Raw genomic sequence first — 22,037 nt, forward strand, 5'->3', positions numbered from 1 at the left:
AGGGTCAGCCGATACGCCACGCTGGCAGGCGCTCGCTGCGCTTCCAGATGGAAGGCGCCAAGCCGATCAGCACCATCGCCGCCAGCCACTTCGGTGAGGTATTGAGCAGTGTCGAGGTGAGCGAGCCATCGACGGGGGCGGCCATTTCCTGCCACGGGTTGTAGCCCAGGTAGACGACGCTGCCAGCCCACCACAGCAACGCCACACCGACACCCACCAGCAACAGGGCCAGCGTGCGGCAGGTCCATCGTTGCGAGGTGGTGCCCCATTCGCGGGATACCGCCACCAGCAGGCCCACCACCAGCAGCGAAATCAGGGCCACCAGGCCGATATCGACCTTGGGCCCAATGCGCTCATAAGCGCAGGCGCGGCATTGCGCCTCTTCCGTAGCGGTGGTGGCGGCTTCGGCGCCATCGGCCTGCCCGGCTGCAGGCTGTGCCAGTGCTGCAAACGGCAACAACACAGCCAGCAGCACCATCATGGTCCAACGAAACAACGTCCTGTTGCGGTGTGCAGCGACATCCATGCGCTCTTCCTCGTCAGTGGTGGTTGACAGCCGGCCACATACCTTGGCCTTGGCGCGGATCATAGCGCAGGGTAGGCCAGGAACGAAAAACTGGGCTCGGCCATCCACATGCGCCGCTACAGCTCGTGGAGCATGGGGGCTCAAGAGCCTGATGCAGCATGCGGACATCCTTGCCGGGCACGCGTAGGTGGTGATGGGCGGATTCTACCGCGGGCAGGTCCGCTGTCCAGACGGCGGGCCTATGCCATCGATCCTCAGCTGCGGTCGATGATCCGCACGATGCGACCGTCCTCAAAAGCGAACTCGCTGCGTCCCTGCAGGGCCAGTTCCGTGCCCGCACTGGGACCATCGGGAATGTCCTGCGCGAACACGCCACGCCAGCCGATCCTGGCCAGCGCCATGCCATCCTCGAAGGTCAACTCGAGCAACCGCTGCTCGCGCTCGCGGAACAACGGCGCCGATTGCCGTGCCAGTTCGCCGAAGGCATCGATGCCTTCGGTGACCATCGTCAGCTGGCTGCCGCTGTGGTTCTCGAATCGCACGTTATGCGCCAGCACCGCCAGCATGGCGTCGATGTCGAAGCGGTTGTAGGCCTGCAGGTAGTGCTCAATCAGGTGGCGGCAGTGCGATTCGTCCATGGCGGCGTCCAGTCAGGGCCTGCACCGAGTCTCCCGCGACCGTGCCGCCGGATCAAGGCCGCGCGGCGGCCTTCAGCAACTGCGCGGCCACCTGGTCGAACGGGGCGATGTCCTGCAGTGCGCGGCACATCGCCACCGCACCTTCCACGCTGGCGATCACCAGACTGGCCAGCCCACCCGCGGCGGCCGGATCGTGTCCGTCGGCGACGAACGCTGCGGCCAGATGGCCCTGCCAGCGCGCGAATACCTCTGCAGCTGCCGCGCGCGGCTGGCTGTGCACCGCGTCAACCGGCTCCTCCACCGCAGCGGCCAACACCGGGCAGCCGGCGCGGAAATCGGTGCGCAGCAGGCGCTCGCGCCACATCGTCAGGAACTGCTGCAGGCCCTGCACCGCCCCGCCTTTCAGCAGCTCCACCAGCAACGCTTCGACCTTGTCGCCGGCCATATGGGTGGCACGCGCCAACAGCTCCTGCTTGCCGCCGGGAAAGTGGTGATAGGTGGAGCCCAGCGGCGCCTCGGCCAGCTTGGTGACCTCACGGATGCTGGTGGCATTGAGGCCCACACGCGCCAGCATCTGTGCCGCAGCATCAATCACGCGTTGTGGCGCATCAGACGTACGCGGGCTCACGGCAGGCTCCTTGCCAGGACAGTCGTCATAGATTAGCGTACCGGCGATTATATAACAGTCGTCATAACCATGAATCTCTGGTTCCGCCTGCTCCATCTGCTGCTGTGCAGCCTGTTCCGGCCCAAGCTGGAGGCCCCATTCGGGGTCTCGCGGCTGCAGTTCCGGGTACTGCCCAATGACCTGGACAGCAACCTGCACATGACCAACGGCCGCTACTGGAACATCTTCGACCTGGGCCGGCTGGACCTGATCCTGCGCATGGGCCTGGGACGGGTGGCGCTGCGCGAGAAGTGGGCACCGATCGTCGGCGCCGGCACCATCCAGTTCCGCCGCGAGCTGAAGCCGTTCCAGCGCTTCACCCTGGAAACGCGGCTGGTCGGCTGGGTCGGCTCGCGCGGGATCATGGAGCAACGCGTACTGATCGGGCCCGAGCAGAAGATCGCCACCCGTGCGCTGCTGGTCACCGGCATCTACGACCGCCGCGCGCGGCAGTTCCTGGGCATGCCGAAGATGATGGAAGCGATCGGCGTGGTCGCCCCGCCGTCGCCGCCGCTCAGTGCAGCCGCCGAGGCGCTGCTGGCTGCCGATGCCGCATTGAAGCAGGACGACGCCTGAGGCGCGTCAACGCAACAGTGGACTACACCTTCGGCATGTTCTTGGTCACGCAATGGATGCCGCCACCGCCACCGGCGATGGCATCGATATCCACCTGCTCGATCACGCGGCCGGGATACATGTCTTCCAGTAGTTCGCGGCAGAATCCATCGGCTTCGTCGTCACCGAACTGCGGCGCGACCACCGCGCCGTTGATCGGCAGGTAGTTGATGTAGCCCATCGCAAGATCATCGTTGTCGCGGGTATGCACGTTATCGCGCCCGTCCAGCGGCGGCGGCAGCGTATGCACCTGCAGGCGACGGCCATCGGCATCGGTGGCCCCGCGCAGGATCCGCAGATGCTCGCGGGTCAGGTCGTAATCGTAGGACTCCGGATCGTTGTCCAGATTGGCGATCACTACGCCCGGGCGTACGAAGCGCGCATAGAAGTCCACGTGCGCATCGGTGATGTCCTTGCCGGCGATGCCGGGCAGCCAGATCACCTTGCGCAGGCCCAGGTGATGCTTCAGCTCGGCCTCGATATCCGCGCGCGACCAGTCCGGATTGCGGTTGCGGTTGACCCAGCAGCTTTCGGTGAGGATGGCCGTACCATGGCCATCGACTTCGATGCCACCGCCCTCGCCCACCAGATCGCTTTCCAGCAGCGTCGCGCCAGTCACCTGCGCCAGCCACGGCGCCACCGCGCCATCGTTGCGCGCGCTCTGCTTGCCACCCCAGCCGTTGAAGTTGAAGTCGACCAGGCCCAGGCCGCCCTTGTCATTGGTGACGAAGCAACCACCGTAATCGCGCACCCAGATGTCATCCAGCGGCACCTCGAGGAACTCGATGTTGTCGCGGCCACAGCGATCCTGCGCCTGCTTCAACTGCGCCGGGCGGCACAGCACGCTGACCGGCTGGTGGCGGGCGATGGTACGGGCCAGCCGCGCCACGGCGGTGTTCACCGCATCGGCCTGCGCGCCCCACACCCTCGGCTGCGCGGCGAAGGCAAGGAACACGCGTTCCTGTGGGCCGTGCTCGTCCGGCATGCGCCAAGTCCCCGCACCTGGCCCTGCTGCAGCCACGCGACCCGGCAGCCCGGCCAGGCCCAGAGCAGCCAGGCCGCCAAGGCCGGCGGCGCCCGCCAGCTGGGTGAGGAAGTGACGACGGTTGCTCATGACAGGCTCCATGGCCGGTGTGGGATGGGCGCTATGCTGCGCTTGCCGACACATAAGAACAAACGATAGATTCAGCCATCAATTGAACAGTTCTACTTATCTTAAATGCTCAAGCACTGGCCACCACTGAACGCCCTGCGGGGTTTCGAGGCTGCCGCCCGGCTCGGCAGTTTCCACCGTGCGGCGGAGGAACTGCACCTGACCCAGTCGGCCATCAGCCAGCAGATCCGGGGCCTGGAAGCGTCGCTGCAGCAGCCGTTGTTCTTCCGGCAGGGCCGCAGCGTCACCCTCACCGATGCCGGCATCGACCTGCTGGAAACAACGCAGGCGCTGCTGCGGCAGCTGGCCAGCGGCATCCGCCGGCTCGATCAGTACCGCAAGCCCAATCAACTGATCGTCAACGCCAGCCCGGCCTTTGCTCGGCATTGGCTGGTGCCACGCCTGGCCAGCTTTCACCGGCTGCATCCCGACGCCGATCTGTGGCTGCTGACCAGCGAGGAAGCGCCGGACATGACCACGCAGACGCTGGACGTAGCGGTACGTGATGACCTCGACTCACAGGCGCAGTGCCAGCATCGCGTGCTGCTGCAGGATCGTCTCTATCCGGCCTGCCATCCCAAGCTGCTGGCGACGCCCGTGCACGAACGTCTCACCCTGCATGGCGAGCGTGAGATGGACTGGAGCCAATGGCAGGTACAGGGTGGCGCCGATGTCGGCCAGCGCCGCGAGGGAATGAATTTCTCCGAGCCTGGGCAACTATTGGATGCCGCGTGCCAAGGGCTGGGTATCGCCTTGGTCAGCGAGCTGCTGGCAGCCCGAGCCTGCGAACAAGGCCTGCTGCAACCATTGGATGATGCACGCGTGCGCGGCCCACGCTGGAGTTGGCTGGTACATGAGGAGAGTGCAACCGATCCGCTGGTGATCAGTTTCTGCGAGTGGTTGTTGGCAAGCCTGCCCGGCGGAGCTACTTCTGCTGCAGCGCGCGCATGACCGCCGCCTCGGCCAACGGCGCCATCACCGCATAGCCCTTCGCCGTAGGATGCACGCCGTCCTCCGCCAACTGCGGGTCCAGTCCGCCGATTGCATTGGCCATCGGCGTGTAGTAGTCCAGATAGACCAGCTGCTGTGCATCGGCATAGCGCTTCAATGCCGTGTTCAATGCACGCACCTTGGGCGCAGGTGCTGTGCCCGGCAGCCACGGGTAATCGCTGACCGGCAGCACTGATGCCAGTACTACGGCGATGCCATGTGCACGGGCAAGGTCCACCATCGCGTGCAGGTTGTCTTCGATCATCGCCTGCGTGGATGGGCCAGTGTTGCCTGCAATGTCGTTGGTGCCGGCCAGGATCACCACCACCTGTGGCTTCAGTGCCAGTACGTCCTGCGGGAAACGCACCAGCATCTGCGCCGTGGTCTGGCCGCTGATGCCGCGGTTGAGCCAGCCCTTGCCGGGGAAGAAACCGGCACTGCCTTCCCTGCCCCAGCCCTTGGTGATGGAGTCACCGAAGAACACCACGCGCGGCTGGCCGGGCACCGCATCAGGTAGGCGCGCATTGGCATCACGATAGCGTTGCAGCTCCGGCCAATCGGCCAGGCGCTGCTGCATGAAGCGCACTTCGTCGGGGCGTAGCCGGTCGATGGGCGTCTGCAGTAGCGGGTTGACGGCGACGGCCTCAGCGGCGTCCAGCGGAGAAGCCAACGCGAGGCCCAACGTCACGACAGTGGCAGTGGCAAGCTCAACAGGTCCACGCATGCGGGTACTCCAGAAATCATCTTCAGCAGTCTAACGCCCCACCCTGTGCTCAGCGTGCAGCCGTACGCGCCGCCACACCCGTGACTTTCGCCGGCATCCACATACCCGGCGTCCAGCCGCTGGCGGCCAGGATCGCCTTCGGGTTGTCCTGCTGGATCAGCGCACGCACCGCGTCACGCTTGTTCTTGGCCTGCAGGTAATAGGCCTTGGCGATGCGGTATCCCACCCAGTACCCGAGGTCATAGGGCTCCTGCGAACCGGGCTTGTAGTTGTACAGCCACGGCGACAGATCGGTGCTGTCCAGATCCAGCGCGAATGCGCTTTCGATATGCACTTCCCGACCACGGGTCCAGGCCGCATGGCGCCCGTTGCCGACGTTGCCGGAAATCAGTTCGGCGATGAACTCAGCAATGCCCTCGCCCAACGAAACACGCAGCACGGTCGCATGCGGGTCGCCCGGCTCGAAGTCGGTCAGGCCGGTCTGCTGGATGTGCACGTACTCGTGCGCGATCACATGCACGAAGCGGTCCTGCACATTGGGATTCATGAAATCGGCTGCGCACAGCGCTTCCAGGCCGATGATCACGCCGCTTTTCGAGGTCAACCCTACCGGACGACCACGGCCGACGGCGATGGTCACCGGCGGAAACGCAGCCTGCGGATAGATGGCCTGCAGGTTGGAAAACACCTGCGTCAGACGTTGTTTCACCGCCGGCAGTTCGGCCAGGCAGCTTCGCCCCTGCACATACAGCTCCGGCTGGCTGGCGATGGACTCGGCAATGCGCTCGGGGGTGACCCGGCGCGCCTTGGCCAGCTCGGCCAGGCCCGCCGAACCCTCGGCCATGTAGCCACGCAACTGCGCAACGCTGGGTTTGCCACCTGCGTTGTCGTACAGCGCGTAGAAACGGCTGACATCGTCAGTGACAATCTGCGGCCCGACCGGTGCCGCCGCCGTGGCCATGCCAACCACCCCGGCACAGGCCAGGGCCAACAGGCCGCGCAGGATCATGGACATCGCTCCGTCCTTGGTGGAGTGCATGCGAAGCGCGCAATCTATCACTCCGGCCCGGCCGCCGCAGCAAGCAGATGCGGGCACCCCGGCGCTGTGCCAGACTCGCGTTGGCACCTGCCACGGAAGATAGAGCACCCCGCGATGATGATCGTTCCCGCCTACTGGGCCGAAGCCCGCCTGCAGGCCCGTTTCCGTGGCCGGCCGGTGGTGGTGCGCCGCTTCGGCTGGTCCGACGAAGGCCCTGCCGAGGCGCAGGTGCACGCCGACCGCCGCGCCAATGAAGCCCTCAATGCCATCCTCGCCGGACAGGTGCTGCCGCGTCGCGAAGTGCGCAGCAACTACGGCGTGGAAGGCGTGCCGATCCGCGAGCAGATCGTGCAGCGCGACGGCGACGTCGTCATCACCCGCAACAGCTATGGCGCACTGTGCCTCAACAGCCCGGACGTACTGTTCGCCGACATCGACCATGCGCAGCCGCCAGCCGGCTGCGTGATGCCAGCCATCGTTGCGGCGGTCGTGCTGCTTGCCGGCGCCGTCACCGGCACGCTGCTGTGGCATTGGCTGGTGGGACTGGTGCTGGGCGTGGCGGCGGTGGTTCTGGTCAATGCCGCATTGCTGATGCGCCGCAGGCAGCGGCTGGCCGCCGCCGGGGGCGCCGAGGGGTTGGCGCTGCGACGCGTGGAAGCCTTCAGCGAACAACACCCCCACTGGCATCTGCGCGCCTACCGGACGCCTGCGGGACTGCGCGTACTGGCGATGCATGCCACGTTCTCCCCGGAGGACGAGCAGCTGCAGGCATTCTTCAAGGCACTGGGCACCGATACCCTGTACGCGCGCATGTGCCGGCTGCAGCATTGCTTCCGTGCGCGACTGACACCGAAGCCGTGGCGCGTCGGCCTGAAGTACCGCATCCGCCCACCAGTGGCCGCGTGGTCATCCGAACAGGCCAACAATCCGGATCGATTGGCCTGGATTGCCGAGTACGAAAAGAAGAGCGCCGGCTTCGCAGCCTGCGCTTATCTACGCAGTTTCGGCGATACCACCCGGGTGCATGCCAAGGCCGAGCACGTGCGCGACCTGCATGACGGGTTATCCCACGCGCAGGACCGCCTACCGCTGGCGTGAGGGCGGGTGCTCAGTCAGCGCTCTGCACGAACGGCTGCCCTGCCAGGGTAGTACCCAGCCGCACCGCGATCTGTTGACCGTCCTTTTCGAAGGTCGTCGCACACTGCTTTCCGTCCTTATGGCATCCGACTTCCGGAAAGCCCTCCAGCGACTCCGGCGCGCCCTGCGCAGGTTTCGCCTGCCAGCCTGCGGCATCCAGCAGGCGCTTGGCCTTGGCGTAAGGCATGCCGGCGATGATGCCCAATTGCGTCAGCTCAGCGGGAAACGACTGAGCATATGCCGTTGAAACCTGGGCCAACGACAACGTTGCAGCAAGGAGAATGGCTTTCATTGCACCGACCTGGAACGAGCGATCAGGTTCAGCCTAGACCATTTGCGTGGCATGCGAATGTGCCGGTAACACGTCGTTACCGAGTCTCCACAGTTGATTGCAGAGCATCCATGGATGATCAATCTGCCGTTTCCTAGCGCAGGGTTCCACAACGCAGCGCCTCCAAGGCAAGGTCGCCGCGTAATCTGTTCTGAAACCAAGCGATCTTGAAGCGTTCGCGTGTGGGTTCTCCCCCAGGTAGCAGCCCCATCAATGCATCGCTCAACGCCGGACGCCACTCTTCCTGAGCACCTTCCAGAACCTGCTGATCGAAGTCCGCCGACGACAGGCGCTTCCAAGGCAGCATCATCGTGTGCTGGGAGGTGGACACCAAGACGGTATCCGGGTGGCCCAGCCGGGATACGACCACGGTCATGATGGGATAGTCATCGGTCCGGAGACTGTTGAAGTGTTCTGCAACGCGCTCCTGCAAACCCTGCCCGGCCAGAGCTTGCCGTGCCCAGGCCTGCTGCTGGGCAAACGAACATCTGGCCGGCGGCATGCTGCGCAGCTCCGGATCCAGCTTGAGTATCGCGGGCCGGTCCAGCTGCGAAGTGATCAGATCCACCGTGGCGTCCCTGGTCAACGGTGCTGCCCGCAGCGCGGCCTCGAACGCTGACAGCGCGCCGAACGGCAGAAGCTCCGGCAAACGCGGCTGGACGTCGGGCGCATCAACCACCTGTACACGGGTGGTCAAGCCATAGGCATCGCGCCGGATGACCCAGCGCTCAGATACAGAACCCCAACCAGACCAGTCGTACGTCACGTGCACGCTCATCCGGGGCTGCACCGCCATTGCCACGGGAGAAACCAACAACGTGGCCAGTACCAACATCCATGCCTTCATGAGACTTTCCTATCTCTGTCGAACAGCAGCCGAGCATGGCGCGGCTCTACAGGATGCAGGAAGGCCGCCCGAAGGCGGCCTTCTGCAAAGCAGTCGAGCACGCTCGACGCTACTTGGCGTTCTTCACGTAGGTGTCGAACCAGTTCAGCATCTCCGACACCAGCTGCTCGTTGGACTCCAGCGCGGTGTACCAGTGCGGTTCGTTCGGCAGCATCACCAGGCGGGTGGTACCGCCGTTGCCACGAATGGCCTGGTACAGCTTGCGCGACTGGAACGGTTCGGTACCCGGGTTGGCGTCATCCTCACCGTGGACCAGCAGCAGCGGCAGCTTGATCTTGTCGGCATAGAAGAACGGCGAGGCCTTCAGGTACACGTCCTGCGCCTGCCATACCGAGCGACGCTCGTTCTGGAAGCCGAACGGGGTAAAGGTCTTGTTGTACGAACCGCTGGTCGCCACACCGGCCTTGAACAGGTTGGTGTGCGCGATCAGGTTGGCGGTCATCAGGCCGCCGTGGCTGTGACCGGTCACGCCGATGCGGTTGCGGTCGACCACGCCCATGTCCACGGCCTTGTCCACCGCCGCCTTGGCGTCGGCTTCCAACTGCTCCAGGTAGGTGTCGTAAGCGTTCTTCGGGTCACCCACGATCGGGAACGAGGCATTGTCGATGATCGCGTAGCCGGCCAGCAGCATCAGGCGGTACGGCTGCAGGCGGGTGAAGGTCTGCTGCGAACCAGACACCTGACCGGCCTGCGCGGCATTGGCGAAGTCGGCCGGGTACGCGTACAGGATCGCCGGCACGCGCTGGCCTTCCTTGTAGCCCGGCGGCGTATACAGGGTGAACGACAGGTCCACGCCGTCGGCACGCTTGTAGGTCACCAGCTGCTTCTTGATCTGGCGCACTTCCGGGGTCGGGTCGACCAGTTTGGTCAGCGCGGTCGTGGTAGAGGCGAACTGCGCCTCGCCGGTCTTCGCATCGGCCACTGCCTCACCCTGCTGGCGGATGAAGGCGTTCGGCGGATCGATCACCGACTGGTGCCAGGTCAGGTAGCGCCCCGGCGTGTTGCTGAAGCCGAGGAACTGTTCGTAGGCGTCGGCACTGCTGCGGAACAGGCGCTCGCTCTTCAGCGTGCCCAGGTCCAGGCGGTCCAGGAACGGACGATCGCCCTGCGGCGAAGCGCCACGGCCGCTGAGGAACACGTGGTTGCCCTCACGGCGCACGACCTGCGCGCCATTCGGCAGGCGGGTGAACACGAGGTTGCCGGGATTGCCGTAGAGCTCATCGCTGGACATGTCCCACAGCAGGCGACCTTCCTTCTTCGGCTGGTCCACGTCGACGATGCGGGTCTGCATCCAGTGACGGTTCTCGTCGTTCTCGTACTGGAAGGCTACGGCCGGATCGGCGGTCCACGCGAAGCCCTCGAATCGCTGCGCGGTACGGGTGATCTCGGTCGGCTTGCCGTTGAACGGCGCCTTCAGCATCAGCACGCGGTCACGGTGCGGCACGTTGACCTTCCAGTCGCCCTTGTCCAGCGCTTCGGCATAGACCAGGGTGGCCGGATCGGTGGCACGCCAGTCGAAACCGCGCGGGCCTTCCGGTACGCCGTGCACCGGCACGCGATCCGCCAGCGGCAGGCTGGCGATCGGCGTGCTGCGGCCATTGCTCACGTCCAGTACGGCCACGTCATTGGCGAAGCGCTGGTAGGTCACCGCATGTGAGTACGGCGCCTTGATCGATTCGGTCAGCACGTGCACGCCATCGGGCGCGGCGCTGACCTCGTTGAACAGTGCAGGCTGCCCGACCGGGCGCACGCTGTTGGCGGCGGTATCGACCACGGCCAGCTGCGACGCGCCGTAATAGGCGAACAGTTTCTCGTCATGCACGCTGGTCAGCGTGTCGCGGGCTTCGTAGGTGCTGCTCTCGCCACTGCTGCCCAGCGACTCCTGCGCATCCGGACCGGTCGGCACGCCACCGTTGGACGGCGCCGGACCCTGATTGGCCGGTACCAGCTTCACCAGCAGATTCTGGCTGCCGCCCAGCCATTGCACGGTGTAGCCGAAGATCGGGTTCAGCTGCACGTTCGGCACCTGCTTCACCTGGCCGGTGGCCGCATCGCCGACCCACAGCTGCACGCTGGTATCGACCGCATTCTGGAAGGCGAAGTGGCTGCCATCGGCCGACCACAGCGCGCCAGTGGCGCAGCCCTGCGGCAGGTTGACCTTGGTCTCCTTGCCGCTGCCGATATCGACCAGAGTGAAGTCGGCCACGCAGGCCGGAATACCGTAGCCGCCGGGGGTGTCATGCCGACTGCGGTTCTTCGGCTCCAGGCGCACGCCGGCCAGCTTCAGGTACGGCTGGGCGACGCGGCTGATCGACGGATAGGTCTGCGCGGTGGTCAGCAGCAGGCGCTGGCCGCCCGGGGCCACGTTCGGCGCCGGCGGCGGCGGTGCCTTCAGCACCTTGAGCAGGTGTTCCGGCGGCTTCGCGTAATCGGCAAGCGCCGGGCCAGCGGCCAGCAGGCCGACGGTGGCAACGGCAACGGCCGCTGCCAGAGAGGTTCGACGGATCAGCATCCTTATCCCCTGGGGTGTGAATGGGTACCCGGAATCGGGCATGGACCCGAATCTAGCACCGCAGGGGTTGTCGTGAATGGGCCGGAAGGGCTAGTGGCCGGATGGGGCAAAGTGCAGCTCCGGCAGGTGCCGGGGAGCTGCCGGCACCTGCCAGACTTGGCCTGGCACTACTGCTGGGCGTGCAGGTCCCAGGCGGTGAGATAGTCCGGGTCGACCACGATCATGCCGCTGTTGCTCATCCGGTACTCTCCCGGCTGGGCCGGCAGGTACTGGTCGAGCATCGGCGGCAGGTAACGTTCGTGGCCATCGTTCTCGTCGGCCAGCACCACGCCTTCATCGGCACTGATGCGCAGCACCGTTCCCGCGTACTGCTCCAGTCCCTGCACCTGGCCGTCGCCGCCGTAGCGGGTCACCCCGACCAGCACCAGTTTTCCGATCATTTCCTCGACCTTGGCATCGTCCAGGGCCGGCAGCATTCGTTCGTATTGGTCGCTCATCGGTGCACCTCCAAAGCCTGCAGGATCATCATGGACAAGCCAGCCTCTGCGCTGCGAAGGCCATCGGGCAACGCAGGGGACAATCTGGCGGGCGTATGCCTGTATTGCAGGGCCGGCAAGAGCATGCCGGGACCGCATCGGGTGAACAGTGGCAGATGCTGTGGGTGGCGGCCATCCGTGCCGGCAAAGTGGCCGTATCAGACCAGGGTCAACACCACGCGTTGCATTGCATGCAGGGTAAAGCGTGACAGCTGCGCAGTTGTTGCATGACGGCCTCCTGTTGAAGGTCACACGCGAAGTTGATGCTCCATGGACCCGATGCTGACATCGCGCGCGGAATGGTCAAGTGAAGAATACGCACCCGTTCACCTTTTGTAACGCATTCGGGTGCCTCGATTACGCTTAACCTCTGCTTCATCCGGCTGGCCCTAGGGTCAGCCTTCAATCTGCAAGGAACGCACATGCCCCGGTACGCATTCATACGACCGTGGACGCTCGCACTTTCAGCGGCCGCGCTCTGCGCCTGCGCACATGCCGCCGACCGCACGCCGACTTCTCAAGGAACCGACACCATGGCCCCCGCCGTATCCGAGACCACTTCGCCCTCCCCGCTCAATGCCGAGCAGTTGCTGCTGCGCCTGCTGGACCTGATCAAGGTCACGACCTCCACCCGCGAGCTCACCGCCGAGCGCCTGTCCGCGGCAATGCAGGCGCCGGCGCAGGTCTTCGGCCCCGGCCACTTCGGCTATGGCGGCACGCTGACACCGGAATGGGGCTATGGACTGGAAGTGCAGCGGGCCGGCACTGCCGACGCGCGGCTGGACCTGAACTTCATGGACACCAGCAGCGATCGCAAGGCCTCGGCTGCGGCGATCTGCCAGGTCGACTTCAACCACTTCGCTTCCGCACTGGATGCCGCCGGCTTCAAGCGCGAGACGGTGCGCGGCGAACACGGCCGGGTGATCTACGACCGCTTCGATCGACCGCAGCTGAGCATCAAGGTCGACACCATGCCCGAGAACCCTCACGCCCTCGGCGACGCCACGCATGCCTGCGTGCGTCTTGTCACCGTGCAGTAAGGGGAGCCATCAATGACGATCCTTTCCGCAGAAACGGAACGCCTGCTGGGCGAGTTCGCTGGCAAGACCGACGTCACCAGCGACCAGGTCGACAACCTGCGCAACGTCATCGCGGGCTCGCCCCTGCTGGCAAAGCAGGTGGACGCCGCCATCGCGGCAGGCTATCTGGAACGCTTCGAACTGTTGCCCGCCACAAGCAACGCGGGCGGCACCTACGAGACCGGCACGAAATCCATCAACCTGCCCGCCAGCAGCTTGTCGACCCCGGCTGCGCCGGACAGGTTCGACGCGGCCGAGGTTGCCTTTGTGCTCGGTCACGAGATCCAGCACGGCTTCAACGATGCTGATGTCGAGCGCGCCTACGTGCAGTTCGAAGCCGACGTGGAGCAGGTCGCGGGCCGTACAACGAGCCATGATTACACCGAGGCCATCGGCACCCTGCTCGCGGCCAACCGCCGCGATGAGGCTTCTTCGAACATCGCAGGCTGGAATGCGCTGGTCAGCCAGGTACGTGCCAGCAACCCGGACGCCACCCTGCGCGACCTGTATGAAGCCAGCACCCGCTCGACAGATGTCATCCAGTCACGACCCGGCCCGCCGATCACCTATGCCCCGCACCCGGAGCTGACCCTCAATGCGGACCTGACCATCTCCCCCACCGCAGCCAACATCGAGGGAATGGCCAGGCACTATTACGATCAGGGCGTCAGCACCGGCCTGGGCCATCATGGGAATTCGGACTACCAGAATTTCTACGGCGCCTTGGCGATCGGACTGGCCAGCGAATACGAGGCCGCGAATCCAGCGCCCGATGGCGTCAGCCGGATGGAAGTGAACATGAAGAAGCTGGGCCTGGACGAACGCCTGCTGGAGCAGAACGGGCTCAACCTCGGCGAGGGCTCGCCCCCGCGCCAGCCCTACTTCGATACCAGTACCTCGCCGTCGACGCTGCGTTACTTCGACCACACTGAGGGCACGCATACGCATGTGCCGATCACCACACAGCATGCGGTGGAGGGCGATGGCTTACCGACGCTGCTTGCGGAAGGCCGTGACCGTTCGCTGCACGAGCAGATCCGCGGCAAGGTAGCTGAGCTGGATGCTGCCAACGGACGCAGTTTCGATGCGTCCAGCGAGCGCCTGAGTGCCAGCCTGCTGGTGCTGGCCCGCGAAAACGGGCTGGACCGGGTCGACCATGTGGTGCTCAGCCGCCAGACCGAGGGTGCGGGCGCGGCGCAGAACATCTTTGTGGTGAAGGGGCCGCTGGATGATCCGGCCTCGCTGCGCGCCTCATCACCCACTGCCGAGGCCGCCCAGCGCCCGGTGCAGGACAGCCTGGATACGCTTGCCGTGGTCAACCAGCGGCAGGCCGATCAGGCCACGCAGGAACAGGTCCGCGTGCAGGAGCAGCAGCGCGGCGCGCTGACGCACTGACGGGGAACGGCATGGAGCCGCCGGGACGCACCCGGCGCTCCCTTGGCGGCACCCACGCTAGAATGCGCGCATGCGCACCGTACATGCCCTCCGCTACATCACCCCCTTGCGGGAAGGTGGCTCCCTGCCGGCCGTGGTCGAGACCGACGACGACGGCATGGCCGTGCTGAAGTTCCGAGGCGCCGGCCAGGGCCCGAAGGCACTGATCGCCGAGCTGATCGCTGGTGAAATGGCGCGCACGCTGGGCTTGCCGATTCCGGAAATCCTGTTCGTGGAGCTGGACCGCGAGTTCGCCCGCACCGAGCCGGACCCGGAGATCCAGGAACTGATCCGCGCCAGCGAAGGTTTGAACCTGGGCCTGGACTACCTGCCCGGTGCGATCAACTACGACCCGGCGGCGATGCCGGTGGATGCCGGCCTGGCCTCGCGCATCGTCTGGTTCGATGCGTTCACCAGCAATGTCGATCGCACCACGCGCAATCCCAACCTGATGGTGTGGCATCGAAAGCTGTACCTGATCGACCACGGTGCGGCCATGTACTTCCATCACGACTGGGCCAATGCTGGCGATGCCTGCGAAAAGCCGTTCGTGCTGATCCGCGACCACGTACTGCTGTCGTTCGCCAACTGCATCGCCGAGGTGGACGCCGAGCTGGCCGCGCGCCTGACCGATGCCGAGATCGAGCGCATCGTTGGCCTGGTGCCGGACAGCTGGCTGGTGAATGAGCCCGCGTTCGACAGCCCGCAGGCGTACCGCCAGGGCTACATCAGTTATCTCAAGCACCGCCTGAAAGTGCGTGCGGTGTTCGTGCAGGAGGCCATCCGTGCCCACGCTGCACACGTATGACTACGCCGTCATCCGCGTGGTACCGCGGGTGGAGCGCGAGGAATTCATCAACGTCGGGGTGATCGTCTCCTGTCCCGGCGCGCGTCATCTGGAGGCGGCCATCGAGATCGATCCGGCACGCCTGCACGTGTTCGCCCCAGCGCTGGACCAGGAGGCGCTGCAGCCGTGGCTGGATGCGATAGTGGCCATCTGCCGCGGCGATGCCAGCGCCGGGCCGATCGCACAGCTGCCAGCGCGTGCGCGCTTCCATTTCCTCACCGCCAAGCGCAGCTCGGTGGTGCAGATGTCGAGCACGCATGTGGGCCGCACGGCCGACCCGGCGGGTGTAGTGGAACATCTGATGACGAAGATGGTGCGGGTGCCGCGCTGACGCGCCCGTCTCTCACTTCCTGGCGCGCGCCCTGTGCCAGGCAATGAGCGCACAGGCTGCTGCAGCGGCAATCAACACCCACCCGGCTGCCGCTTGTCCATGCAGGTAGCCTTGTGCATACGCAGCACTGGCACCTTCGCCGGCCATGGCCGGAACACCCTTGAGTATCACGTGCACCCCACGCAGCAGCAGCACCATGCTGGCGACCAGACACACCACGGGAAGGAGTCGGCTCATGGCCCGATTCTGGTCCGCCACCTGCCCCAGCGTCAACATCGCTGTGGCATAGTCGCTCGGGACTACAGCGGCACTCTTCGCGCGATGTAGTTGACCACATTGCCGATCGCATCCGGATCGACATTGGCCAGCCCAACGATCACATAGCCCTGCGCGGGTAGCACCACGATGGCACTGTTCGATCCGGGCGCACCGCCTTCGTGGCCGTACTGATGCTCCCTGCCCTCGCCCTGCACCACGAAGCCGAACCCGTACCAGCCCTTGTGGTTCTGCGCCGTGGTGGCCTGCTGCAGCAATACAGGTGAGACCAGCTTTCCGCTGCGCAGCGCCTCGGCGAACTTCACCATGTCGCTCACCGTGCTGTAGCCACCACCGGCTGACATGCCGCGCCAGGGCAGCGACTTCGTTTCACGGACCCATTGCCCTTCCTGCTTCGTATAGGCGACCGCACGCTGTGGCACCGTCACTGTTTCCGGTTCGAAGCCGGTGCCGGTCATGCCTGCCGGGCGCAGGATGTGTTGCTCCACATAGGCGTAGTACGACTGACCGGAGACGGCCTCGATGATCCGCCCAAGCACGATGAAGCCATAGTTCGAGTAGCTGTCCTGGCTGCCTGGCGTGAACTGCGGTGCATCCTTGGCAAAGCGCTGCACATAGTCATCCAGCGTCTTCAGCGACGCGGAATACTGCTCGAAATCGTCGCCGAAGAAATCCCCCAGGCCACTGGTGTGTGACAGCAGCTCGCGCACGGTCACGCTGTTGGCGACGGCCTTGTTCGGATAGTCCGGCAGGTGCTTGCCGATCGTGTCGTCGAGACTGAGCCTGCCATCCTGCACCAGCTGCAGGATGGCCACGGCAGTGAACATCTTGTTGGAGGACGCAAGGCGGAACTGCGTATCCACGCCCACTGGAATGCCAGCGGTGCGATCGGCCTCGCCACCGCGCCAGTCCAGCAGCACCTTGCCGTTCCGTGCCACCTGCAACGCACCCGACAGCGCGTCCTGGGCCCGCAGCGCCTCCAGCCTTGCTGTGGCATCGGCCATCAGGGCAGGCAAAGCAACCCTCTCCGGCTTGAACTTGTCCGGCGTTTCAGTGCCTTCGATCTGGAACTGCTTCAGGTGCGCCGGATTGTCCGGGTCCATGCTGGCCGTCACCCACATCGCGCGCTCGTTCAGCTGGCCCATCACCAGCACCTTCGCGTGACCGGGCGCGCTCTGGCGTGTTTCCAGCACACGCAGCGGGCCGGTGCTCTCGCGGAACTCGAGATAGTCCTTGGGGCTGCTGCCTTCCTTCTTCGCGTAGGTATCGGCGAACGCCTGCAGTTGCTCGAGGCTGCCAGCGTTGAAGGCCGCCAGCCAGTCATCGATGGCGTCCTGCGCACGTGGATGTGCACTCTCGGAAGATGTAGCGCCGATTGCTGGAAAAACCGGGGTAACCAGTAGAACCGAACAGGCCAGTGCATTGCAGAGAAACAGGCGTCCAACAACCCTCATGGCAGTTCCTTTGCGGGGATTCCTGGACGCATCCTAGACCAAGGATGCGGCCGCCGCATCGACACCAGGGACTCTGCTGCAACACCTCAACGGTGACGCTGAATGCATCGATGCGCTGCCATCCACTCCGCGTGCGTGGTGGAATGCGCACAGCCCCGGATGCAACGTGAGTGCGAGATCCTTCGCAGTTGATGGAACCCCTGCTACTCGATGGCCCCGCTATCGCCTTGCCATCGTCTGTTCGCTGAATCTCGCCACGCAGAAGTCCAGGAAGCTGCGCAGCTTGGGCGTCAGCTGGCGATCGCGCGGATACACCAGGTTGATCCAGGTCGACACCGGTGCGTAGTCCGGCAGCACTTCCACCAGCTCACCACGCGCCAATGCTCCGGCCAGCATTTCGTGCGGTTGCAGGATCAGCCCCAGCCCTCCGATGGCGGCGGTCAGCAGCGGCTCGGCCTGGTTGACCATGAAGCGGCTGGACACTGGCACGGTCAGCACGCCGCCATCGGTATCGCGAAAGCTCCAGCGGGTGCGGATGATCGAATGCGCGAAGCCCAGGCACTCGTGGCGGCTCAGGTCATTGGGATGGGCAATGGCCGGGCGCGAAGCCAGATAGTCCGGCGAGGCACACAGGACCAGCGGATACGGCCCCAACCGCCGCGCCACCAGCCCACTGTCGGCCAGATCGCCAGTGCGGAACACCAGTTCGTAGCCGTCTTCAACGATGTCCACCAGACTGTTGGACAGGTTCAGATCGACCTGCACGTCCGGGTACTGCTGCAAGTAGGCCACCACCGCGGGACCCAGCGCGTGCACGCCGAAGGTGACCGGCGCACTGATGCGCAGGCGCCCCATCGGTCGCCCGCGCGCCACTTCGGCCAGCTGCTCGGCCCACTCCACTTCCTCCAGGATCACCCGCGCCCGCGCCAGGTAGGCCTGGCCGAAGTCGGTCAGGCTCTGCTTGCGCGTGGTGCGGTTGAGCAGGCGCACCCCCAGATGCTGCTCCAGCGCCTGGATGTGCTTGCCGACCAGCTGCGGCGACAGGTCCAGTGCCTCGGCAGCGGCGGCGAAGGAGCCGACCTCGGCCACCTTGGCGAAGGTCCGCAGGGGAACGATCAGGTCCATTGCAAACAATTGTTTTTCAATGAAACGCCAGATTACCCCTTATTCTGGATGCAGACTACGCGCACAGTAGCGCTCACCCTTTCGCCGGCGCCCTCGCCGGCCCTTCCTCGGAGCCCCCCCATGAGCCAGGTTGTCCGCATCCACGAATATGGCACTGCCGATGTACTGCGCATCGACGATATCGACGTTCCCGCCCCCGCCCCTGACGAAGTCCAGATCAGGGTGAAGGCGATCGGCCTGAACCGCGCCGAGGTGATGTTCCGTAACGGCGCCTACCTGCAGGAAGCGCAGTTCCCCAGCCGCCTGGGCTACGAAGCGGCCGGCGTGGTTGAAGCCGTCGGCAGTGCAGTGAGCGGATTCACCGCGGGCGATGCGGTCAGCGTGGTGCCGCCGCTGGATATCGCGCGCTGGGGCACCTACGGCGAACTGGCCAACGTGCCGGCACGACTGGTGGTCAAGCATCCGCAGGCACTGGACTTTGAAACGGCCGCCGCGGTGTGGATGCAGTACGTGACCGCCTGGGGCGCGCTGTTGGAACAGGCACGCCTGGCCGCCGGCGATTTCGTCATCATTACCGCTGCCAGCAGCAGCGTCGGACTGGCCGCGATCCAGATCGCCAACGCGGTGGGCGCCACGCCGATCGCGGTAACGCGAGGCCCGGGCAAGCGCCAGGCCCTGCTCGATGCAGGCGCCGCCCACGTCATCGCCACCCAGGAGCAGGATCTGGTGGCCGAAGTGGCGCGCATCACCGGCGACGCAGGTGCCCGCGTGGTGTTCGATCCGATCGGTGGCCCGCAGTTCGTGCCGCTGACCGAAGCGATGGCGCGTGGCGGCATCCTGCTGGAATACGGCGCGCTGAGCAGCGAACCCACGCCGTTCCCGTTGTTCAACGTGCTGGGCAAGTCGCTGACGTTGAAAGGCTATCTGTACTCGGAGATCGTTTCCGACGATGCCGCGCTGGCCCGCGCGAAGGCATTCATCGTGGATGGCCTGGACAAGGGCACCCTGGCACCGAAGATCGCCAGGGTGTTCCCGTTCGCGCAGATCCAGGACGCACACCGTTACCTGGAATCGAACGAGCAGATCGGCAAGGTGGTAGTGACGGTGTGATCCAGCGTCATGCAACGGGGGCGGCCCACCGCCCCCGTTGCGGTTACCTCGGCAACGCAAACGCCATCACGTAATCGCCGTTCGGGGTTTCCATGAAATGGTGGCCGCCGGCCATGATCACCACGTACTGGCGCCCGCCCTGCTCGTACACCATCGGGTTGGCCTGACCTCCCGCGGGCAGCTTGGCATGCCACAACTCCTTGCCGGTCTTCAGATCGATGGCACGCAGCAGATCATCGGTGGCGGCGGCGATGAAGATCAGGCCGCTGGCGGTCACCACCGAGCCGCCATTGTTCGGTGTGCCGATCTCGATCGGCAGGCCGGAGCGGATGCCGAAGGGTCCGTTGCCGCGCGCACTGCCGAATGGACGGTCCCACAGCAGCTTGCCGGTGCGCAGGTCGATGGCACGGATGCCGCCATAGGGCGGCTGCTTGCACAGCAGACCGGTGAACGGCAGGCGCCAACCGGCATTGACCTGGATGGCGTAGGGCGTGCCCACCTGCGGGTCACCCGCGCCTTCTGCTCCGCCCTTGTCGAACCGGATCTTTTCGCGCGGCAGCCAGCCCAGCCGGTCGGCCTCCGCGCGTGGCACCAGCCGGTTGTAGTTCGGCATGTCGTTGTAGTTGGCCACGATCACGCCGCGGCGCGTATCGATGGACACGCTGCCCCAGTCCGAGCCGCCGTTGTAGCCGGGGTACTCGATGGAATGGCGGTCACTGCTCGGCGGCGTGTAGAACCCTTCGTAGTAGGCCTTGCGGAACTGGATGCGGCAGACCAGCTGGTCGATCGGGGTGATGCCCCACATGTCACGTTCGGTCAGCTCATGCTCGCGACGCAGCGTGTGGTACAGCGAGAACAACTGCGTGGGTGAACGCTGCTCGGGTTCGACGCCGCCCACCGGCACCTTGCGCTCTTCGGCCGCGGTCAGAAGCTGGCCGTTGCGGCGGTCGAGGATGTAGATGTCGCCCTGCTTGGTCGGCAACAGGATCGCCGGCACTTTGCCGGCAGCGGTCGGGTAATCGATCAGGCTGGCCTGCGAACCCAGGTCGTAATCCCACACGTCCTTGCGCACCGCCTGGAAATGCCAGACCGGCTTGCCGGTGGCCACATCGATCGCCACCAGTGAGGTCGAGTAGCGATTCTGGTTTTCCGTGCGCGAGCCGCTCCAGTAGTCGCCTGCGGAGTTGCCCAGCGGCAGGTAGACCAGGCCCAGCGCCTCATCACCGGTGGCGGTGGTCCACATGTTGGGCGTGCCGCGCGTATAGGTCTGCTCGCGCGGTGGCAGACCGCTGCGCTCGGGCTGGTCCATGTCCCACGCCCAGCGCAGCTTGCCGGTGATGGCATCGTAGGCCTGGATCACACCCGACGGCGCGTCACGGCGCTGCCCGTCCAGCACCTGGTGACCGGTCACGATCACGCCACGCACGATGGCCGGTGGCGAGGTGATCGACACGTAACCCGGTGGCACCTCCCCCATGCCCAGGGTGATGTCGACCTGGCCGTTGTTGCCAAAGTTGGCGCAGGGACGGCCGCTGTCCGCGTCCACCGCGATGATGCGGCCGTCCAGCGTGCCTTCGATGATGCGCGCCCAGCAGGCCGGACGGGTGCCCGGCGCAGCACTGCGGGCGACGCTGGGCGGCGGTTCCGGCAACGCCAGATCGGCCGCGGCATCGGCCAGCGTGGCATCGGCAAGGACCGGCGTGCGGGGCTGCTCGTAGTAGCTCACCCCACGGCAGGCGGCGGTGTACGGGATCGAAGCGTCCTTCACCTTGGGGTCGAAGCGCCACAGTTCCTTGCCGCTGGCGGCATCGAGTGCGATCAGGCGGTTGCGCGCGGTGCACAGGTAAAGGCGATCGCCGATCTTCAGCGGCGTGGTTTCCGCGCCCCAGCGATTCTTGGGCATATCGCCGGTACGGAACTGCCAGGCTGGCTGCAACGTGGCCACATTGGCCGGGGTGATCTGCTGCAGCGGCGAATAGCGGGTGGCGGCGTTGCTGCGGCCCCACGCCGGCCAGTCGCCCTCGGCGGGCTGGTCAGCCGGCTGCAGGCCCGTGGTATCACGCGTAGGTTCCAGTCCGGCGCTGACCGCGCCTTCCGGGAACGGCTGATGCCCGTCCACTTCACCATGCGGCGCAAAGGCCAGGCCGAAGGCAGCCACGAACACCAGCATCAGCACGCCGGCCACGCTACGCGACAGGCGTTTGGAGACCCGCTCGTGCAGGGTGGGCGCCAGCAAGGCCAGCACGATGCCGAGTGCGGTCACCAGGCCCAGCCGGGGCACCCAGCGCCAGTAGTCGCTGCCTGACTCCCACCAGGTCCACAGCAGCGTGCCGATGAACACCAGCGCGTACAGCAATGCACCGCTGCGGCGGTTGCCGAACAACAGGATGCCGCTGGCCAGCAGGCCGAGCCCGGCGATGGCGTAGTACGCCGAGCCGCCAAGGCTGAGCAGCCACGCACCGAGCCCGCCGATGACCAGGCCGAGCACGACCAGCAGCAGCGACAGCACGGTGACAAGGGGGTGCCGGGAGGCGCGAACAGGGGCAGGAGCGGACTGCGGCGTGGCGGACATCGTCGATCTCCGGGGGCAGCATGCGCCGTTATCC

Annotated in this window: 22 protein-coding genes; 8 read left to right on the plus strand and 14 right to left on the minus strand. The window is 65.6% G+C overall.

Annotated elements, in window-relative coordinates:
• Positions 1 to 4: 4 nt before the first annotated feature.
• From ACZK4Z_RS14405 to ACZK4Z_RS14415, 3 genes are all read right to left on the minus strand, one after another.
• A complete protein-coding gene (locus tag ACZK4Z_RS14405) occupies positions 5 to 526 on the minus strand; it encodes a hypothetical protein (protein ID WP_125892048.1) in 522 nt (173 codons plus the stop codon).
• A 254-nt stretch (positions 527 to 780) separates the two neighbouring features.
• Positions 781 to 1,164, minus strand: coding sequence for a nuclear transport factor 2 family protein (locus ACZK4Z_RS14410; protein WP_049463189.1), 384 nt, complete (start codon positions 1,162 to 1,164; stop codon positions 781 to 783).
• Between the two features lie 52 nt (positions 1,165 to 1,216).
• The gene (locus ACZK4Z_RS14415; RefSeq protein ID WP_125892050.1) at positions 1,217 to 1,792 is read right to left on the minus strand and encodes a TetR/AcrR family transcriptional regulator; all 576 of its coding nucleotides are present in this window, start codon (positions 1,790 to 1,792) and stop codon (positions 1,217 to 1,219) included.
• 69 nt (positions 1,793 to 1,861) lie between these two features.
• Here ACZK4Z_RS14415 and ACZK4Z_RS14420 point away from each other — a divergent pair, with 69 nt between their 5' ends.
• Positions 1,862 to 2,407, plus strand: a complete 546-nt coding sequence (locus ACZK4Z_RS14420) for a thioesterase family protein (protein ID WP_049397600.1) — start codon at positions 1,862 to 1,864, stop codon at positions 2,405 to 2,407.
• A gap of 22 nt (positions 2,408 to 2,429) precedes the next feature.
• On the opposite strand, the gene ACZK4Z_RS14425 is transcribed toward ACZK4Z_RS14420, so the two are convergent.
• Positions 2,430 to 3,560 (minus strand): agmatine deiminase family protein, encoded by a 1,131-nt coding sequence (locus ACZK4Z_RS14425; RefSeq protein WP_125892052.1) that lies wholly within the window; start codon positions 3,558 to 3,560, stop codon positions 2,430 to 2,432.
• 105 nt (positions 3,561 to 3,665) lie between these two features.
• On the opposite strand from ACZK4Z_RS14425, the gene ACZK4Z_RS14430 reads away from it, so the two are divergent.
• Positions 3,666 to 4,550, plus strand: coding sequence for a LysR family transcriptional regulator (locus tag ACZK4Z_RS14430; protein WP_100468918.1), 885 nt, complete (start codon positions 3,666 to 3,668; stop codon positions 4,548 to 4,550).
• Here ACZK4Z_RS14430 and ACZK4Z_RS14435 read toward each other — a convergent pair.
• Together ACZK4Z_RS14435 and ACZK4Z_RS14440 are read right to left on the minus strand one after the other, a co-directional pair.
• Positions 4,525 to 5,313, minus strand: a complete 789-nt coding sequence (locus ACZK4Z_RS14435) for an SGNH/GDSL hydrolase family protein (protein WP_125892055.1) — start codon at positions 5,311 to 5,313, stop codon at positions 4,525 to 4,527. The two genes, ACZK4Z_RS14430 and ACZK4Z_RS14435, sit on opposite strands and share 26 nt — an antisense overlap.
• Before the next feature lie 49 nt (positions 5,314 to 5,362).
• Positions 5,363 to 6,328, minus strand: a complete 966-nt coding sequence (locus ACZK4Z_RS14440; RefSeq protein ID WP_125892057.1) for a DUF2268 domain-containing putative Zn-dependent protease — start codon at positions 6,326 to 6,328, stop codon at positions 5,363 to 5,365.
• Positions 6,329 to 6,466: 138 nt separating this feature from the next.
• Here ACZK4Z_RS14440 and ACZK4Z_RS14445 point away from each other — a divergent pair, with 138 nt between their 5' ends.
• A complete protein-coding gene (locus tag ACZK4Z_RS14445) occupies positions 6,467 to 7,450 on the plus strand; it encodes a hypothetical protein (protein ID WP_049463183.1) in 984 nt (327 codons plus the stop codon).
• Positions 7,451 to 7,460: 10 nt separating this feature from the next.
• Here ACZK4Z_RS14445 and ACZK4Z_RS14450 read toward each other — a convergent pair whose 3' ends face one another.
• The 4 genes from ACZK4Z_RS14450 to ACZK4Z_RS14465 all read right to left on the minus strand — a co-directional run bounded on the left by ACZK4Z_RS14450 (position 7,461) and on the right by ACZK4Z_RS14465 (position 11,736).
• Positions 7,461 to 7,781, minus strand: a complete 321-nt coding sequence (locus ACZK4Z_RS14450; protein WP_125892059.1) for a hypothetical protein — start codon at positions 7,779 to 7,781, stop codon at positions 7,461 to 7,463.
• A gap of 133 nt (positions 7,782 to 7,914) precedes the next feature.
• Positions 7,915 to 8,667, minus strand: coding sequence for a hypothetical protein (locus ACZK4Z_RS14455; RefSeq protein WP_125892061.1), 753 nt, complete (start codon positions 8,665 to 8,667; stop codon positions 7,915 to 7,917).
• 109 nt (positions 8,668 to 8,776) lie between these two features.
• Complete coding sequence (locus ACZK4Z_RS14460) at positions 8,777 to 11,239, minus strand: S9 family peptidase (protein WP_478450874.1); 2,463 nt, start codon at positions 11,237 to 11,239, stop codon at positions 8,777 to 8,779.
• 167 nt (positions 11,240 to 11,406) lie between these two features.
• Positions 11,407 to 11,736 (minus strand): hypothetical protein, encoded by a 330-nt coding sequence (locus tag ACZK4Z_RS14465; protein WP_006376346.1) that lies wholly within the window; start codon positions 11,734 to 11,736, stop codon positions 11,407 to 11,409.
• A gap of 572 nt (positions 11,737 to 12,308) precedes the next feature.
• On the opposite strand from ACZK4Z_RS14465, the gene ACZK4Z_RS14470 reads away from it, so the two are divergent.
• The 4 genes from ACZK4Z_RS14470 to ACZK4Z_RS14485 all read left to right on the plus strand — a co-directional run bounded on the left by ACZK4Z_RS14470 (position 12,309) and on the right by ACZK4Z_RS14485 (position 15,466).
• Positions 12,309 to 12,815 (plus strand): hypothetical protein, encoded by a 507-nt coding sequence (locus ACZK4Z_RS14470; RefSeq protein WP_223224724.1) that lies wholly within the window; start codon positions 12,309 to 12,311, stop codon positions 12,813 to 12,815.
• A gap of 12 nt (positions 12,816 to 12,827) precedes the next feature.
• Positions 12,828 to 14,249, plus strand: coding sequence for an XVIPCD domain-containing protein (locus ACZK4Z_RS14475; protein WP_478450875.1), 1,422 nt, complete (start codon positions 12,828 to 12,830; stop codon positions 14,247 to 14,249).
• 70 nt (positions 14,250 to 14,319) lie between these two features.
• Positions 14,320 to 15,096, plus strand: a complete 777-nt coding sequence (locus ACZK4Z_RS14480; protein WP_478450876.1) for a HipA family kinase — start codon at positions 14,320 to 14,322, stop codon at positions 15,094 to 15,096.
• A complete protein-coding gene (locus tag ACZK4Z_RS14485; RefSeq protein WP_032127694.1) occupies positions 15,074 to 15,466 on the plus strand; it encodes a DUF3037 domain-containing protein in 393 nt (130 codons plus the stop codon). The genes ACZK4Z_RS14480 and ACZK4Z_RS14485 overlap by 23 nt, the downstream gene beginning before the upstream one ends.
• A 12-nt stretch (positions 15,467 to 15,478) precedes the next feature.
• On the opposite strand, the gene ACZK4Z_RS14490 is transcribed toward ACZK4Z_RS14485, so the two are convergent.
• The 3 genes from ACZK4Z_RS14490 to ACZK4Z_RS14500 all read right to left on the minus strand — a co-directional run bounded on the left by ACZK4Z_RS14490 (position 15,479) and on the right by ACZK4Z_RS14500 (position 18,321).
• Positions 15,479 to 15,703, minus strand: coding sequence for a hypothetical protein (locus ACZK4Z_RS14490; RefSeq protein ID WP_164161265.1), 225 nt, complete (start codon positions 15,701 to 15,703; stop codon positions 15,479 to 15,481).
• A 62-nt stretch (positions 15,704 to 15,765) separates the two neighbouring features.
• Entirely contained in the window at positions 15,766 to 17,196 is a 1,431-nt protein-coding gene (locus tag ACZK4Z_RS14495) for a serine hydrolase domain-containing protein (RefSeq protein WP_478450877.1), read from the minus strand.
• Positions 17,197 to 17,415: 219 nt separating this feature from the next.
• A complete protein-coding gene (locus ACZK4Z_RS14500) occupies positions 17,416 to 18,321 on the minus strand; it encodes a LysR family transcriptional regulator (protein WP_478450878.1) in 906 nt (301 codons plus the stop codon).
• Between the two features lie 120 nt (positions 18,322 to 18,441).
• Here ACZK4Z_RS14500 and ACZK4Z_RS14505 point away from each other — a divergent pair, with 120 nt between their 5' ends.
• Positions 18,442 to 19,431 (plus strand): zinc-dependent alcohol dehydrogenase family protein, encoded by a 990-nt coding sequence (locus ACZK4Z_RS14505; protein ID WP_125892075.1) that lies wholly within the window; start codon positions 18,442 to 18,444, stop codon positions 19,429 to 19,431.
• Between the two features lie 43 nt (positions 19,432 to 19,474).
• On the opposite strand, the gene ACZK4Z_RS14510 is transcribed toward ACZK4Z_RS14505, so the two are convergent.
• Complete coding sequence (locus tag ACZK4Z_RS14510; protein WP_125892077.1) at positions 19,475 to 22,003, minus strand: membrane-bound PQQ-dependent dehydrogenase, glucose/quinate/shikimate family; 2,529 nt, start codon at positions 22,001 to 22,003, stop codon at positions 19,475 to 19,477.
• Between the last annotated feature and the right edge of the window lie 34 nt (positions 22,004 to 22,037).

Source organism: Stenotrophomonas sp. 71799_Sma (assembly GCF_056482505.1).